The 15,396-nt window shown below is 64.9% G+C and carries 6 protein-coding genes; 5 read left to right on the forward strand and 1 reads right to left on the reverse strand.

Annotated features, from left to right (window positions below):
- Position 1: 1 nt before the first annotated feature.
- Complete coding sequence (locus AC1DZ5_RS04700) at positions 2 to 1,426, reverse strand: FAD-binding oxidoreductase (RefSeq protein WP_477886562.1); 1,425 nt, start codon at positions 1,424 to 1,426, stop codon at positions 2 to 4.
- A 128-nt stretch (positions 1,427 to 1,554) separates the two neighbouring features.
- Between AC1DZ5_RS04700 and AC1DZ5_RS04705 the strand changes: the two genes are divergently transcribed.
- The 5 genes from AC1DZ5_RS04705 to AC1DZ5_RS04725 all read left to right on the forward strand — a co-directional run bounded on the left by AC1DZ5_RS04705 (position 1,555) and on the right by AC1DZ5_RS04725 (position 15,395).
- Positions 1,555 to 2,235: a response regulator transcription factor gene (locus AC1DZ5_RS04705; RefSeq protein WP_477886564.1), complete on the forward strand. Its 681-nt coding sequence runs from the start codon at positions 1,555 to 1,557 to the stop codon at positions 2,233 to 2,235.
- Positions 2,204 to 3,844, forward strand: coding sequence for a FecR domain-containing protein (locus AC1DZ5_RS04710; protein WP_477886566.1), 1,641 nt, complete (start codon positions 2,204 to 2,206; stop codon positions 3,842 to 3,844). Before AC1DZ5_RS04705 ends, AC1DZ5_RS04710 begins: the two co-directional genes overlap by 32 nt.
- Positions 3,845 to 3,851: 7 nt before the next feature.
- Positions 3,852 to 5,783 carry a CHASE2 domain-containing protein gene (locus tag AC1DZ5_RS04715; protein ID WP_477886568.1) on the forward strand — a complete coding sequence of 644 codons (1,932 nt, stop codon included), beginning with the start codon at positions 3,852 to 3,854 and terminating at the stop codon, positions 5,781 to 5,783.
- Positions 5,784 to 6,007: 224 nt separating this feature from the next.
- Complete coding sequence (locus AC1DZ5_RS04720; RefSeq protein ID WP_477886570.1) at positions 6,008 to 12,118, forward strand: SdrD B-like domain-containing protein; 6,111 nt, start codon at positions 6,008 to 6,010, stop codon at positions 12,116 to 12,118.
- 28 nt (positions 12,119 to 12,146) lie between these two features.
- Positions 12,147 to 15,395 (forward strand): hypothetical protein, encoded by a 3,249-nt coding sequence (locus tag AC1DZ5_RS04725; RefSeq protein ID WP_477886572.1) that lies wholly within the window; start codon positions 12,147 to 12,149, stop codon positions 15,393 to 15,395.
- Position 15,396 lies beyond the last annotated feature (1 nt).

Consider the following 15,396-nt stretch of genomic DNA (forward strand, 5'->3'; position numbering starts at 1 on the left):
GTTAGAGAGCGAAGATCTTGCCCGGATTCAGGATGTTGTGCGGGTCCAGCGCGCGCTTGATGGTGCGCATCATGTCCACCGCACCAACACCGGTTTCTTCCACCAGAAAACCCTGCTTGTGCAGGCCCACGCCGTGCTCGCCGGTGCAGGTGCCGCCCAGCTTCAGGGCGCGTGCCACCAACTGGTGGTTGAGCTTCTCGGCCAGATCGCGCTCGGCAGGCAGGTTAGGGTCAATCAAATAGCCCATGTGGAAGTTGCCGTCGCCCACGTGGCCGACCAGGAAGTAGGGGATGCCAGCTTCCTGCGCCTCGGTCACGCTGTCCAGCAGCGCGTCGGCCAGGTGCGAGATGGGCACGCAGGCATCGGTGGTGATGGCCTTGCACCCGGGGCGTGACTGCACACCCGCAAAGTAGGCGTTGTGCCGCGCGGTCCACAGGCGGGTGCGTTCCTCGGGTGTCTCGGCCCACTCAAAAGCCGCGCCGCCAAACTCGGCTGCGATGTCCTGCACCGTTTGCACCTGCTCCTTCACGCTGTCGGGCGAACCGTGGAATTCCATCAGCAGCATGGCGCCTTCGCGCAGCGTGAGCTTGGAGTGCGCGTTGACCATGCGGATGGTGTTGGCGTCCAGCAGCTCGCAGCGCGCAATCGGCACACCCAGCTGGATGATCTGGATGGTGGTGTTCACCGCATCGGCTAGGCTGTTGAAAGAGCAGGTGGCCGCCATCACGGCCTCGGGCAAGGGGTAGAGCTTGACGGTCACTTCGGTGATCACGCCCAGCGTGCCCTCGCTGCCCACCAGCAGGCGCGTCAGGTCATAGCCGGCGCTGCTTTTTTTGGCGCGTGTGCCGGTGCGAATCACTTCGCCGCTGGCCGTCACCACTTCCAGCGCCAACACGTTCTCACGCATGGTGCCGTAGCGCACGGCATTCGTGCCGCTGGCGCGCGTGGCGCTCATGCCGCCAATGGTGGCGTCCGCACCGGGGTCAATGGGGAAGAACAGGCCGGTGGATTTGATCTCGTCGTTGAGCTGCTTGCGTGTTACGCCGGGTTGCACCGTCACCGTCAGGTCTTCTGCGTTGATGGACAGCACGGCGTTCATGCGGCTCACGTCCAGGCTGATGCCGCCCTGCACGGCCAGCAGGTGCCCTTCCAGCGACGAACCCACGCCAAAAGGAATCACCGGGACCAAGTACTGCGCCGCCAGTTTCACGGCATCACTCACGTCTACGGTGCTTTGCGCAAACACCACGGCTGCAGGCGGTGGAATGTCAAACGCCGATTCGTCACGCCCGTGTTGCTCGCGTACCACCAAGGCGGTGGAAAACTGTGCGCCAAAGCGAGACTGCAATGCGTCTAGCAGGGCGGATGGCACGGGCCGGGCACGGACTTCGGGAAGCGAAGGGTGGGGAAGAGATGTTGCAGCCATATGACAGTTCCAAGAAAGTACGATGGTCGATCTAATTCCCCCATTGTGCCGCTGGTCAAGCACCAGAAACAGCGGGCAAACGATAGACTACGCCGCTGGCAACACAGGGCCACCACAGGGAGTTCATCGTGAGAGTCGGTCTTTTGGAAGACGAGCAGGACCATGCTGCCGCCACCGTGGGGGTCCTGCAAGAGGCGGGGCACAGCTGCGAAGTGTATGCACAGGGAGAGCGTTTTTTGCGCGCCATCGTGCATGAAACCTATGATGTGCTGATCCTGGACTGGGCCTTGCCCGATATGACGGGCTTGCAGGTCATTGAAGCCATCCGGCAGCGACAAGACACCATTCCCGTGCTGTTTCTCACCAGCTACGACACCGAGCAAGACATCGTGCGGGCCCTGAGCCAAGGTGCCGACGACTACCTGGTCAAACCCCCGCGCAAAGCGGAGTTGCTGGCGCGGTTGACAGCCCTCAAGCGCCGGGTCGACCAGCGCGAGGCCACGGCCGTACTGACCATTCCCCCCTATGTGCTGGACCCGGTCAACAGCTCGTTGCAGTTACAGGGGCAAACCGTGGAACTCACGTTGCGCCAGTTCCAGCTGGCGCTGGTCTTGTTCCGCAACATTGGCAAGCTGCTGTCGCGCGCCTATTTGCTGGAGGCCGTGTGGGGCCTCAGCACCAAGATCCAGACCCGCACTCTGGACATCCACATCAGCCAGTTGCGTACCGCGCTGGACCTGCCCGCCCATGGCTGGCGCATCACTTCTGTTTACGCCCATGGTTACCGCCTTGAACCCCTCGTCTCTTAAACCCACCGCACTCCGCATGGCCCTGGCAGGGCTGCTGCTGGCCTGTGGCTTGCAAGCGCAAGCCAATGAGCCGCTGACCATCACCATTGCCCGGGGAGACACGCTGATCAAGCTGTGTGAACGCTACCTGCGCGAGCCGGGGCAGTGGCCGCAGATCAAGCGCTTGAACCGCATCGCCAAAGACACGCGCCTGCAACCGGGTTTCAGTCTGCGCATTCCCTTTGCGCTGCTGCGCTGGACCGAGCGTTCGGCCGAAGTGGTCCATGTGCAGGGCGTGGTCACGGGTCTGCTATCGGGCACCACCAGCCTGTTGTCGCCGGGTCTGCAGCTCAAGGCGGGTGACAAGTTTGATACGGGGACTGCTGGCACCCTGACGCTGCGCTTGCCCGATGGCGCCACCGTGGTCTTTCCGCCGCGCACGCAAGCTGGGCTGGGGGTGTCGCGCGAGGTCTCGGGTACCGCGGTGCGGGCCACAGCTATCGATTTGCAAACCGGTGCGGCTGACAGCACGGTGCCTGTCCTGAAGGACCCTGCCTCGCGGTTCGAGATTCGCACCCCGCGTGTGGTCACGGCGGTGCGCGGCACGCGTTTCCGCGTGGCGGCAGAGGGCGATACCAGCCACCATGAAGTGCTCTCGGGCGTGGTGGCGGTGGACGGCGCCTCGGGCCACGCCAGCTTGCAGCCCGCACAGGGCCTGCGCGCAGACGGCGGCCAGCTGGGCGCCGTGGTGCCCTTGTTGCCCGCGGCCGACCTCTCGGCCCTGCCACAGCGCATTGAGCGCATCGCGCAAAACCTCAGTCTGCCGCCGCTAGCCGATGCCGTAGCCTGGCGCTGGCAGGTGGCTGAAGACGCCGGCTTTGTGCGCCTGTTGCAAGACGCTCGCACCGCCGAGCCCAGCTGGTTGCTCCAAGGCCTGCCGGACGCTGATTATTTTGTGCGCGTGCGTGCCATCGACGCCCAGGGCCTGGAAGGCCTGGAGGCCCAGAAAGCCTTTGCCCTGCGTGCTCGGCCCGAGCCCCCCGTGCTGATGTCACCAGGGCCGGGCGCCAGCGTGGCCCGCCCCTCCGAGCTGGTGTGGACCCAGCTGGCGAAGGCACCCGCCTACCGGGTGCAAGTGGCCCGCGATGGGCAGTTTGCCGACCTGCTGGCGGACCGTGCGGACGCGCAAGGGGGCAATAACAACCGCCTGGCGATGGACCCCGCGTGGGAACCCGGGACCTACCACTGGCGCGTTGCCACCTTGCGGCCCGACGGCAGCCATGGTCCGTTTGGCGACCCGTCCAGCTTTACCGTGCTGGTGCCTTCGGTGATGGCCGCCCCCGCCGTGAGTGAAAACAACGTGCAGCTCGCCTGGTCGGGCCCGGCGGGTTTTCGCCACCGCGTGCAGGTAGCGCCGACCGATGATTTTGCTCAGCCTGAATACGACGAACAGGTGCCCGGCGCTCGCCTGGACCTGCCCACGCCCGCCGCAGGCGTGCACTATGTGCGCACCCAGGTGGTCCTGCCGGATGGCAGCGCGGGCAGTTGGTCGGATGCGCAGCACTTTGAGGTGCCACGCAAACCACAGTATGGCTGGTGGTTGCTCTTGTTGCTAGCGCCCGCGCTGTGAGCGCACTGTGAAGCGGGGACTGCGGCGTCACCTGCGAGAGCTGGCCATTCTGGCCGTGTTGCTCAGCGCGCTGGTTGTGGGCACCGTGCAGTGGGGCTGGCTGGACCGGGTGGATTTTTGGTTGTACGACACCACGGTTACCCTGTCGAGTCGCCCGGCACCACACGACATCCTCATCCTGTCCATTGACGAAGACAGCCTGTCGCGCTGGGGCCGTTGGCCCTGGTCGCGCCGTGTGCTGGGTAATGCGCTGAACCGCTTGACTGAAGCCGGCGCCGGGCCTGTGTTGCTGGACGTCATCTTCTCGGGTGCGCAGCGCGATGACCCCGGAGCCGACGTGGAACTGGCTGCGGCCATAGGGCGCCATGGTCGCGTAGTGCTGCCAATGTTTATGTCTGACGCGCAGGACGACGCGATATTGCCCGAACCCGGCTTGGTGGCCGCGGCGCGCCTCGGGCATTCACAAGCGCTGGTGGACAGTGATGGTGTGAGCCGGCGTTATATGGCCCAGGAGTTTGCCAACGGCGTGGCCTATCCCCATGTGGCCCAGGTGCTGAGGGACCTGTTTCAGCCGCAAGACAAAAAGACCTTGGTTCAGGGCGGTGCCCGGTTGGCGCCTTTTGCCGGCCCACCGGGGCATTTCGAGCGCCGTTCCTTCACTGCTCTGATGGAGGGGCGCGTGCCCGCCAAGGACATCGAAGGCCGCATCGTGTTGGTTGGTGCCACGGCCACGGGCCTGGGGGACAACCTGATCACCCCGCTAGCAGGGACCAATGGCACCATGCCCGGCGTGGAGTTCATTGCAAATGTGCTGGATGGGCTGCTCCACAACCTGGCGCCCAAGCCCCTGGGCGGTGTGGCGCGCCTGGCCCTGTCGCTGCTGTTTCTGTGGGGCCTGTTGTTGCTGCTATTGGTGACCAGTCCACGCGTCGCCCTGCTCACTACGGCCACAGCCTGTGTGGGCGTAGCGCTGGCCTCCGGTGCATCGCTCAAATGGGGCGGTGTCTGGATACCTCCTGCCGCGCCCATCGCGGCCATGGCGCTGGCCTACCCGCTGTGGAGTTGGCGTCGCCTGGAGGCCAGCCTCAGCGCCCTGACGCGCGAGACGGGGCGCATTGCCACGCTGTCCGAGGTTGGCCGTGCGCGCCCTCTGGCGACCCGCGGGGGCGGATTCTTTGATCCAGTCGAATCACGCATCCACGCGATCAGCCGCGCGGTGGACAACATTGCGGCCGCGCTCACCACCGATGGCAGTGCCCCCGAGGCGCGCCAGCACCGCGAGGACATGATGCGCCATCTGGCGCACGATCTGCGCTCCCCCTTGCTGTCACTGCGCTCCCTGGCAGACAACCTGCGTGCAGACCATGCCGACGATCAGGCCCAGATGCTGGCGCGTGTGGACGCCTGCGCGCGCCGAGCACTGGACCTGTCCGAGCAGTTTTTGTTGATGGGTCGGGCTGAGGCGCTCAACCCGGCCTTGTTTGCCGAGGTGGATCTGGTGCAAATCCTGCACCAGAGTGCCGATGACCTGTGGGAAGACGCCACCGCACAGGGCGGCCGCATTGTGCGGCGCTGTGTGCTGGATTGCGCGCCGGTGCTTGGCGATGCACGGTTGTTGCAACGTGTGCTGCTCAATCTCGGTTGGAATGCCTTGCGCCATGGCCCGCGCACGGGCACCGTCACCCTGTCGTTGGATGCCACCTCACAAGGCTATCTATTGGCGGTGCACGACCAGGGGCCCGGGTTTAAGGATTCAGCCCTGGGCTCCTTGAGCGAGCGCTATGCACAAGGCAGCGCTACGAGCGCGGGCTATGGCCTGGGGCTGGCCCTGGTGCGACAGGTGGCCGACAAGCACCGGATCACTGTGTCTGCCGAGCATCCGTCGCACGGTGGATTCCAGGTGACCTTGCAATGGCACAACGCACGCGCCATTCCATAACGCGTTTCTGAGTTGCCTTTTTTGGTATGGGTTCGTGTGAAATTTTTCACACGGCACAGCCCCTGCCGCATTCCAAATGTAAACAATCCGCAGGCTGCCCCTGAGGTGTGTGTTTTATCGGCGCATCGCTGATAACCTCGCGCCTTCATCGTGTGATGCTATCAAATAAATAGCATTCATGGTTGTTGATTGCCTGAATAAACAGGCCTCAGGGAAAGTAAGCCGTGACGAATTTCAAGCAGTTCTCGACACAACGCGTGCTCCAACGTTTGGCGCTGGCCGTGCTGGGTGTAGCCAGTGCGGGATTGGTGCATGCCGCCAACGTGGACCTCCAGGTATCGCAGTTCACCGATACCCCCGATCCCGCCGTGCGCGGGGGCAACATCACCTACACCATCAAGGTGGAGAACAACGCCGCCGCCACGGCGAACAACGTGGTGGTCACATCGGTGCTGCCGGCCAACACCGCCTTTGTGTCGGTCAGTGACGCCGCTGTGCCGGGTGCCTGCAGCGAGGCCGCAGGCACCGTGACCTGTACCTACGCCACGCTGGCAGGCTCTGCGGCAGGCGGACCAGTGCGCACCATTGCCATGGTGCTCAAGACCACCGGCTCCACCGTGAACACCATCAACCCTTCGGTGGCGGTCACCACCTCGGACACCGACACCAACCCCACCAACAACAGCCTGACGCAGAACACCACCATCGACGATGGTGCCGATTTGTACGCTACCCTCAATGGCGCGCCAGACCCCGTGCAGGGCGGTGCCAATGTCACCTGGACCGTGGACGGTGGCAACAACGGCCCCAACGACGCGAGCAGCGTGCGCGTCCAGATCACGCTGCCCAGCAGCTTCACGTATGTGTCTGCCAGTGGCGGCGGATTCAGCTGTTCCACTGCGGGCAGCCCCGTGGTGGTGACCTGCTCGCGCAGTGCCTTGGCCTCGGGCGCCAGCTTTGCCGGTTTGAACCTGGTAACCACCGTCTCAGGCGTGTCCTCCGGCAACATCCTGCTCGGTGCCGACATCAGTTCCCTTGTGGTCAGCGACCCGGATGCGAGCAACAACGGCCCCACCAAAAGCATCCAGGTGGACCCCGGTGCCGACCTGCGCATCACCCAGGGCGCACCATCACCCACGCCCGGCATTGAAGGCCAGAACGTCACCTTCAGCCTGAACCCCAGCAACCTGGGATCCAGCGCCGCCACCGCGGGTCTGGACGTGACCTACCAGTTGCCCGTTGGCTTCACGTTCGTGTCGTCGTCGGTCAGCAGTGGCAGCGCCACTGGCTGGGGTGCCTGCACCGTGGATGGTGCCAACCTTGTCACCTGCAGCAACACCGGTAGCTATGCCAGTGGCCGCAGCAATACGCTGCAAATTGTGGCCACCCCACCGGTGGTGGGCTCCTCCACGGTCTACAACAACATCACCGCCACCATTGCCCCGCGCGCTGGCTCGCCCAGCGACCCGGTGGCTGGTAACAACACGGCCCAGGTTAACCTGACGGTGGCACCCAACGGGGTGGACCTGTCGTTGACCAAGACCAAGTCGCCCAACCCCGTAGCCGTGGGCGGCACCATCACCAGCATCCTCGCGGTCAGCAATGCGGGGCCGCAGCAAGCCCCATCCGGCGTGATCGAGGTGACCGATGTTCTGGACATTAGCAAGGAAACCTATGCCGGATTTTCCGGCACCAATTGGGCCTGCGTGTTCGCGTCGCCCAACGTCACCTGCACCTACAACGCCACCCTCAACGCGGGAGTGACGCAGAGCGGTGCCAACCGCCTCACCATCCTGACCACGGCGGTGGCGGCGGGCAATGCCACCAACAACGCGACGGTTGCGTGTATCACCGGAGCCTGCCCAGGGGACTGGAACGGTGCCAACAACGGCCCCATCCCCGCCACTGTGGCGGTCACTGCCACGGCCAATTCGCCGGACCTGGTGTTGACCAACACCGCCACCACCGTGGGTGGAACGGCCACCACGCTGGAATTCAACGAGACCACGCTGACCTACACCTTGGGCCTGACCAACCAGCTGGCCTCGCCGATTGCGGCGCAGGACGTGGTGGTCACTTTCGCGATTCCGGGTTTCATCACCGGCACTACGGCCGCGCCCGTGGTGGCCATGGTGCCCAGCTTCACCCACGGCTCTAACGCCACCTTCAACTGCGTGACCAGCGCGGGCGGTACCGTCACCTGCACACAAACCGGTGGCACGCTGCTGGAGCCCGGTGATCTGCTGACCTTCAGCATTCCCGTAGACCGGGCCATGACGGCGGGCACCTACTCCGGCGCCGCCACCACGGCGTCGGCCTTCTCCAGCACCCAGGGCGACCCCAACCGTGCGGACAACACCGCCTTGGTGAGCGTGACCATCGACCCCATTGCCGACGTGCGTATGGTCAGCAAGACCATCACCTCGGCCACCAATGTGGGCACCCAGACTGCACTGGCCGGCACCAACGTCACCTATGCACTGAACTTCCAGAACAGCGGGCCGGACACGGCGCAGACCATCTCGGTGGCCGATGTGTTCACCGTGGGCGCGGGCGATCCGGGTTTTACCTTCATCTCGGCCAGTGGCAGCGGCATATCTTGTTCCGGCCTGACGGCGGGGACGAGCTATGGCACGGGCAACCACACGCTGACCTGCACCCGCGCCAGCATGACCAATGGCGAGTCCCGTTCGGTGGACGTGGTCATTCGCCCCAACTGGAAAACCGGTCAGGTGGCCGGTGTGACCTGGGACATCACCAACACGGCCACCATCTCCACCACCACCCCGGAAAACAGCGCAGGCACCGACAACGGCAACAACAGCCAGAGCGCAACCCTGCATGTGGATGCGGCCCAGCTGGATGCGCTGATCAACAACACCGACAACGTGGACCCGCTGGGCTACGACGCGGTGACCCTGAGCAACAACGACATCACCTACCTGTCGCGTATCACCAACCGCGGGGCCTCACTGGCCACCGGGCTGGGCTTCACGTACACCATGACACCCCCAGCGGGCAAAACCGTTACCTTCCGGGGCGACGGTAGCGCCGCTGGCGTGGCCGCTGCCAACCCCAGTGGCACCGTGGCCGGCAGCATCTGCAACAACGTGGGCAACTCGGTCACCGGCCCGGCCACGCTGACCTTGACCTGTACCTACACCGGCACCAGCAGCGAACTAGCGGCCAACGCGTCCGTCAACCGCTACCTGGTGTTCCGCGTGGGCAGTGCCCCAGCACCCAACGGTGACACGCTGAACACCAATGCCACAGTGTTCACCAACGAAACCGATTCGAATGCGGCGAACAACAGCGAAGCCGAAACCACCTCGGTGCGCGTACGTGCCGACATCACGTTGACCAAGGTGCCTTCGGCCAACCCAGTGCAGCTGCGCCAGCCGTTTGTCTGGACCCTGACCGCCACCAACAACGGCCCGGGCGTGAGCCAGGTCACTTCGTTGACCGATACGCTGCCCACGGGCATGGCCTTTTTCGGTGCCACGCCTTCGTGGACCAAGAGCAGCGGTGGCAGCGGCACCTGTGCCACTGCCGGTCAGGACCTGACGTGCAACTTTGGTGTGCTGGCAGCCAGTGCCACGGTGACCCTGACAGTGCCGGTGCGCATGACGGCCATGCCCGTAGGCGGCACCACGCAAAACTGCGCCAACGTCACCACCAGTGAAGTGGACCCGGCGACCGCCAACAACACGACGGTGTGCAACAACCCGGTGCTGGCTGTGCAAAAGTCGTCGCTGGCGGGTACCGTCTATTCCGACAAGAACAACAACGGCGCCATCAACGCCGGTGAGGGTGGCATCCCCGCCGTCACCGTGACGCTGACGGGCACCGACCTGTACGGCAACGTGGTGAACACGCCTGCCACCACGGCCGCTGATGGCACCTACCTGTTCGACAACCTCTCGCCCGCGGATGCCACTGGCTACACCATCACCGAAACCCAGCCTGCCGGCTACGGCGACGGCCTGGAAACCGTGGGCAGTGTGGCAGGCAGCAGTACGCCAGCGAATGACCAGTTCAAGGTCGTATTGCCTGGCAACACTACAGCCACTGGGTACAACTTTGGCGAAATCGGGGTGTCGCTGTCTGGCAAGGTGTTTGTCGACAACGTCACGGTAAACGGCCAACTGGATGCGGGTGAGCCTGGCATCGGGGGTGTCACCATGACGCTGTCGGGCCTCACGTCTACGGGCGTCAACGTCTGCACCGTGGTGACATGCGTGGTCACCACCGCGGCTGACGGCAGCTGGTCCTACCCGGTGCTGCCGCCTTCCGATGGTGCGGGCTACACCGTGGTGGAAACCCAACCCGCGGCCTACACCGATGGTGGCGACCAGCTGGGCTCTGCCGGTGAAATCGGCGCCCATGTGAACGATCGCTTCACGGTCAACCTCTCGGTGGCCGGAACCCATGGCACGGGCTACAACCTGGGCGAGGTGGCCATCGGCGGTTCCACAGCCAGCCTCAGCGGCCGGGTTTGGTTAGACAAAGACCACGACCGCCGCTACGTGCCCGGCCCCGATGACCTGCCGCAAGCCTCCTGGACGGTGGAACTGCTGAAGAGCGGTGTGGTGGTGGCCAGCCAGCTCACCAGCGCGTCAGGCCAATACAGCTTCCCAGGCCTGGTGCCCGGGTCGGGTTACCAGGTGCGCTTTCGCCACCCCACCACCGGTGCGATATGGGGCAGCGCGGTGCCCAACGAACAGGGCACGGCCTACACCTCGGGCACCCAGGGCGCGGGCAACCCCGCCGGTGCGCAGAACACCGACGGCACCCTGAACAACCTGACCCTGGTGGCGGGCGACAACATCGTTGAGCAAAGCCTGCCGTTGGACCCCGCAGGTGTGGTGTACGACGCTCTCTCGCGCCAGCCTGTGGCTGGTGCTGTGGTGACGGTGTCGGGCCCTGGAGGGTTTAATCCGGCCATTCACCTGGTGGGGGGCATCGCATCGGTCACCACCGGTGCCGACGGCCGCTACCAGTTTCTACTGGTGCCGGGTGCGCCCAATGGCACCTACACCCTGGGCATCACCACCTACCCCGCGGGCTATGTGCAGGCACCGTCATCGTTGATCCCGGTATGCACGAACACGCTGACCGTCAACACCACCGCCGTAGGCCCCAACCCGGCCTTGGTGCAGCCCCTGAATACGGCGCCCGCCGTGGGCATTGCCTCGCACAACCCCGCGGCCTGCCCGGCAAGTACCACTGGCTTTCCGGTGAACAACACGCAGTACTGGTTCAGCCTGTCCATCACGGCTGCGGCCGCACCGTTCTCTGCCAATCTGCTGAACAACCACATTCCACTGGACCCCTCCGCCGCCAATGTGCTGGTCGTGGCCAAGTCTGGCTCCACCAGCACGGTAGAGCTGGGCGACAGCCTGCAGTACACGGTGCAAGTGTTCAACCGAAGCTCCGGTGTGCTCAACAACGTGCGTGTGGTGGACGGCTTGCCCGCAGGCTTTCGCTACATCGCTGGCACTAGCACGCTGGCGGGCACCAAAGTGGCAGACCCTGCCGGTGGTGTGGGTCCCGCACTGACCTATTCGATTGGCAACCTGGCGGCCAACAGCTCGGTGCTGCTGACCTACCGGGTGCGTGTGGCCGTGGGTTCCCAGCAGGGCACTGGCATCAACCGTGCGCAAGCGTTTTCCGGCAGCATGGCGTCCAACGTGGCGCAGTGGAAGGTGCGCGTGACCGGTGGTGTCTTCACCACCGAGGCCTGTGTGCTCGGCAAGGTGTTTGTGGACTGCAACGGCAACCACCTGCAGGACCCGGAAGAACTGGGCGTGCCCGGCGTGCGCCTGTACATGCAGGACGGCACCTACCTAATCTCGGACTCCGAGGGCAAGTACAGCATGTGCAACTTGCCGCCCCGCACCCACGTGCTGACGGTAGACAAGACCACGCTGCCACGCGGCAGTCGGTTGACCACCTCCAGCAACCGCAACGCAGGCGATGCAGGCAGCCTGTTCCTGGACCTGAAGTTCGGCGAGCTGCACCGCGCCGACTTCATTGAAGGCAGCTGTTCCAACAGCGTGCTGGAACAGGTCAAGGCCCGCCGTGCCCAGGGTGAGGTCGCGGTACCGCAGGTAGAAAAAACGGGTGGCCTGCCGCTGCGTTTTGACAGCCAGCCCGCGCTGGCACCCCAGCAAGCCACCGACAGCGCCAACCAGCCGGCCGTCAAGCCCCGCTACCCGGTGCAGACAGATGCCCCGGTGGTGCCCCAGACCGACCACGAACTGAATGTGCCCGTGCCTCTTTTGCCGATGAACCAACAGCCTGAATCTGCAGGAGGTGCCCGTGTCCTGCCTTAAGTCCCCATCCCATTTGACTGGTTTACCCATGTTTCGCAGTTCCATGCTCGCCCTGGCCGTGGTACAGGCCCTGGGTGCCACCTCGGCCCAGGCGCAGGTCGTGGCTACCCCCGGCGCGTCGGTGTTTGCGCAGACCGTGGGGCCCGCCAACTACGCCAGCAACGCCAATGTGGCGCGCATGGTGGTGGAGCTGGACCGCAACGGTGTGCCCGCCGATGGCCAGACGCCGGTCAAGTTCACTCTGCGCTTGCTCAACACAGAGGGCGCCGTGGTGCAGGGCGTGAACTTTGTGACGCTGGAAACCACCGGTGGCCGCCTGCAGCTGCCCGGCGGCCGCACAGACGAACTGGGCCCCGGCCGCATGGACGTAGACCGTGTGACCCCCGGCACCCAGCTGAAAGTGGAGAATGGCGTGGCCGAGTTCTCACTGCTGGCGCCTGCCGACCCCATGGACGTGCGGGTGCGCATCACCGCGGGGCGTGAGGAGGTCAGTGGCGTGGTGAGTTTTCTGCCCGAGCTCCGCGAGATGGTGGCGGCCGGCGTGGTGGAGGGCGTGATCAACCTGGGCAGCATGGCCAGCTCGCAGCTGGCGCAAAGCCGTAGCAGCGATGTGTTCGAGCAGGAGATTCGCCGCTTTGAGCAGCAGTTCAACGACGGCAAGTCCAGCTACGCCTACCGTGCCGCGTTTTTTCTGAAAGGCCGCGTCAAAGGCGACTACCTGTTGACGGCCGCCTATGACTCCGACAAGGACACGCGCGAGCGCATGCTGCGCGACATCCAGCCCGAGCAGATGTACCCGGTGTACGGCGATGCTTCAATGCGCGGGTTTGATGCCAAGTCCACCAGCACCCTGTATGTGCGCATCGACAAAAATAAACACTACGCCCTGTTTGGCGACTTCAACACCGGCGCCGGCTTTTCACAGCTGGCGGGCGGTGGTGGCACGGCCAACCTCAGCAAGCGCCAGCTGGGCAACTTCAGCCGCACCCTGAACGGCCTGCGTCTGCATGGCGAGACGGACCGCTACGTGGCCAATGTCTATGCCTCGCAGGACAACCTCAAGCAGGTGATTGAAGAGTTTCCGGGCCGTGGTGTGTCGGGCCCCTATGCGGTGTCCAACAGCAGCGGCGTGCAGAACAGCGAAAAGGTGGAACTGGTGGTCCGCAACCGCAACCAGCCCGCACAGATCCTCAGTGCCACGCCCATGGTGCGTTTTTCTGACTACACCTTCGAGCCCTTCTCGGGCCGCATTCTGTTCAGCCAGCCCGTTCCCTCGGTGGATGCCAATCTGAACCCGGTGTCTGTGCGCATCACCTACGAGGTGGAGCAGGGCGGCGAGGCCTTCTGGCTCACCGGTGGCGATGGGCAACTGCGCCTGAACAGCCACGTCGAAGTGGGCGGCTCCTGGGTCAACGACAGCAACCCGCTGGCGCCCTTCCAGCTGGGCAGTGCGAACGTGGAGGTGAAGCTGGGCGACAAGACTACCCTGGTGGCCGAAGTCGCACGCACTACCTCCACCGTGAATACCGGCACCGGGGCCAACACCTATGTCACCCCGGCGCTGTCTACCCGGGTGGGCGAGGTCGCAGGCAACGCGGCCCGCGTGGAACTGCAGCACACCGGCAAGGACTGGGACGTGCGTGCCTTTGCCGCCCAAAGCGACGCTGAATTCAACAACCAGGCGGCTTCTTACACCGGTGGGCGCTCGGACAAGGGCGTGCGTGCGCAGGCGGACGTGAACGAGTCGCTGCGCGTGTACGCCGAGGCCTTGCGCGCGGAAGACCGTGTGAGCGGCGCCAGCCGCGAGGGCGGTCAGCTGGGCTTGAGCGTCAAGGCCACCTCTCGGCTGACGGTGGACCTGGGGCTGCGCACCGTGCACGAGGAACTCAGTGGCAACGGCAATGGCCTGAGCGTTCTCACGCCTCTCACCGCCCCGCTGGGCGCCGCCAGTTCCGGCTCGTTGGCCAGTGGTGGCAGCGGTGGCTTCTTCGGGTATGGCAACAGCAACATCAACCCGCAAACCGGCTTGCCCGTGGTGACTAACGGTACGGCCTATGGCACCACCAGCGCCAGCAGCAGCCTGCCGCAGACGCTGGACAACACCTCGGCCCGGCTGGGCCTGTTGTTCCGCGCTACTGACCGTCTGGACCTGCGAGGCGAGGTGGAAGTGGGTGTAGATGGCTACGAACGCCACCGCGAGGCTGTGGGGGTGGACTATCGCCTGGCCGAGCGTACCAAGGCCTATGCACGTGCCGAGTCGCAAACGGGTGTGTCTTCGCTGTACTCCATCAGCCCGTCCGCCCACAGCAATGTGCTGGTGGCAGGGATAGAGACTGGTTACATGGTCGGTGGCCAGGTGTTCAGCGAATACCGGGTGCGCGATGCCGTCAACGCGCAGGACATGGAGCTGGCCTCCGGCGTGCGCAATGTGTGGGACATCTCCGAAGGCCTGCGCCTGAGCAGCAGCGCCGAACGGTTGGAAGTGCTGTCGGGCAGCGGCCAGCGGGCCACGGCCCTGACGGGTGGCGCCGACTGGTCGGCCAACCCGCTGTGGCGCGTCTCGGGCCGCCTGGAATGGCGCACCACCGACTCCACTCCCACGGTGGCCGGCACGGACACCTACCTCACCACGGTGGCCGTGGCCCGCAAGCTGGACCGCGACTGGACCCTGCTGGCACGCAACTACCTGCTGGCCACGGACTACCGGGACCGTGGCGACCTGCTGCAAAACCGCTTCCAGATCGGTGCGGCCTACCGCGACACCGACACCAACCGCATCAACGCGCTGGGGCGCTATGAGTACAAGGTGGAAAGCGACGAGAGCGTGGCCCCGCGCAACTACCGCACTGCCCACATTGTGTCCACCCACGCGGACTACCACCCCGCACGCCCCTGGTGGTGGACGGGCCGGGCCGCTGCCAAGTGGGTCAAGGAAGACATGGGCGGCGTGTCCGACAGCTACGAGGCCTACCTGCTGGGCGGGCGTGTCACCTACGACGTGACCGAGCAATGGAGCGTGGGCCTGATGGCCAATGCGCTGTACAGCCCGCAGGGCAACGCCACCCAGTGGGCGCAAGGCGCCGAGGTCGGCTACCAGGTGGTCACCAACCTCTGGTTGTCGGCCGGGGTGAACTGGAGCGGCTTCTACGACCGCGACCTGTCCGGTTCGGACTACACCCGCCAGGGCATTTACCTGCGCCTGCGCTGGAAGTTTGACGAAGACCTTTTCCGCAGCAGCAAACCCAGCGTGAACCGCACGCTGGACCGGACCCCTTGAG

The organism is Rhodoferax sp. P1_F3 (genome assembly GCF_056405715.1).

Bases quoted from the DNA above. Each gene is read 5' to 3' on its own strand.
- AC1DZ5_RS04700 (WP_477886562.1), bottom strand. From the start codon at position 1,426: ATGGCTGCAACATCTCTTCCCCACCCTTCGCTTCCCGAAGTCCGTGCC.
- AC1DZ5_RS04710 (WP_477886566.1), top strand. From the start codon at position 2,204: ATGGTTACCGCCTTGAACCCCTCGTCTCTTAAACCCACCGCACTCCGC.
- AC1DZ5_RS04725 (WP_477886572.1), top strand. From the start codon at position 12,147: ATGTTTCGCAGTTCCATGCTCGCCCTGGCCGTGGTACAGGCCCTGGGT.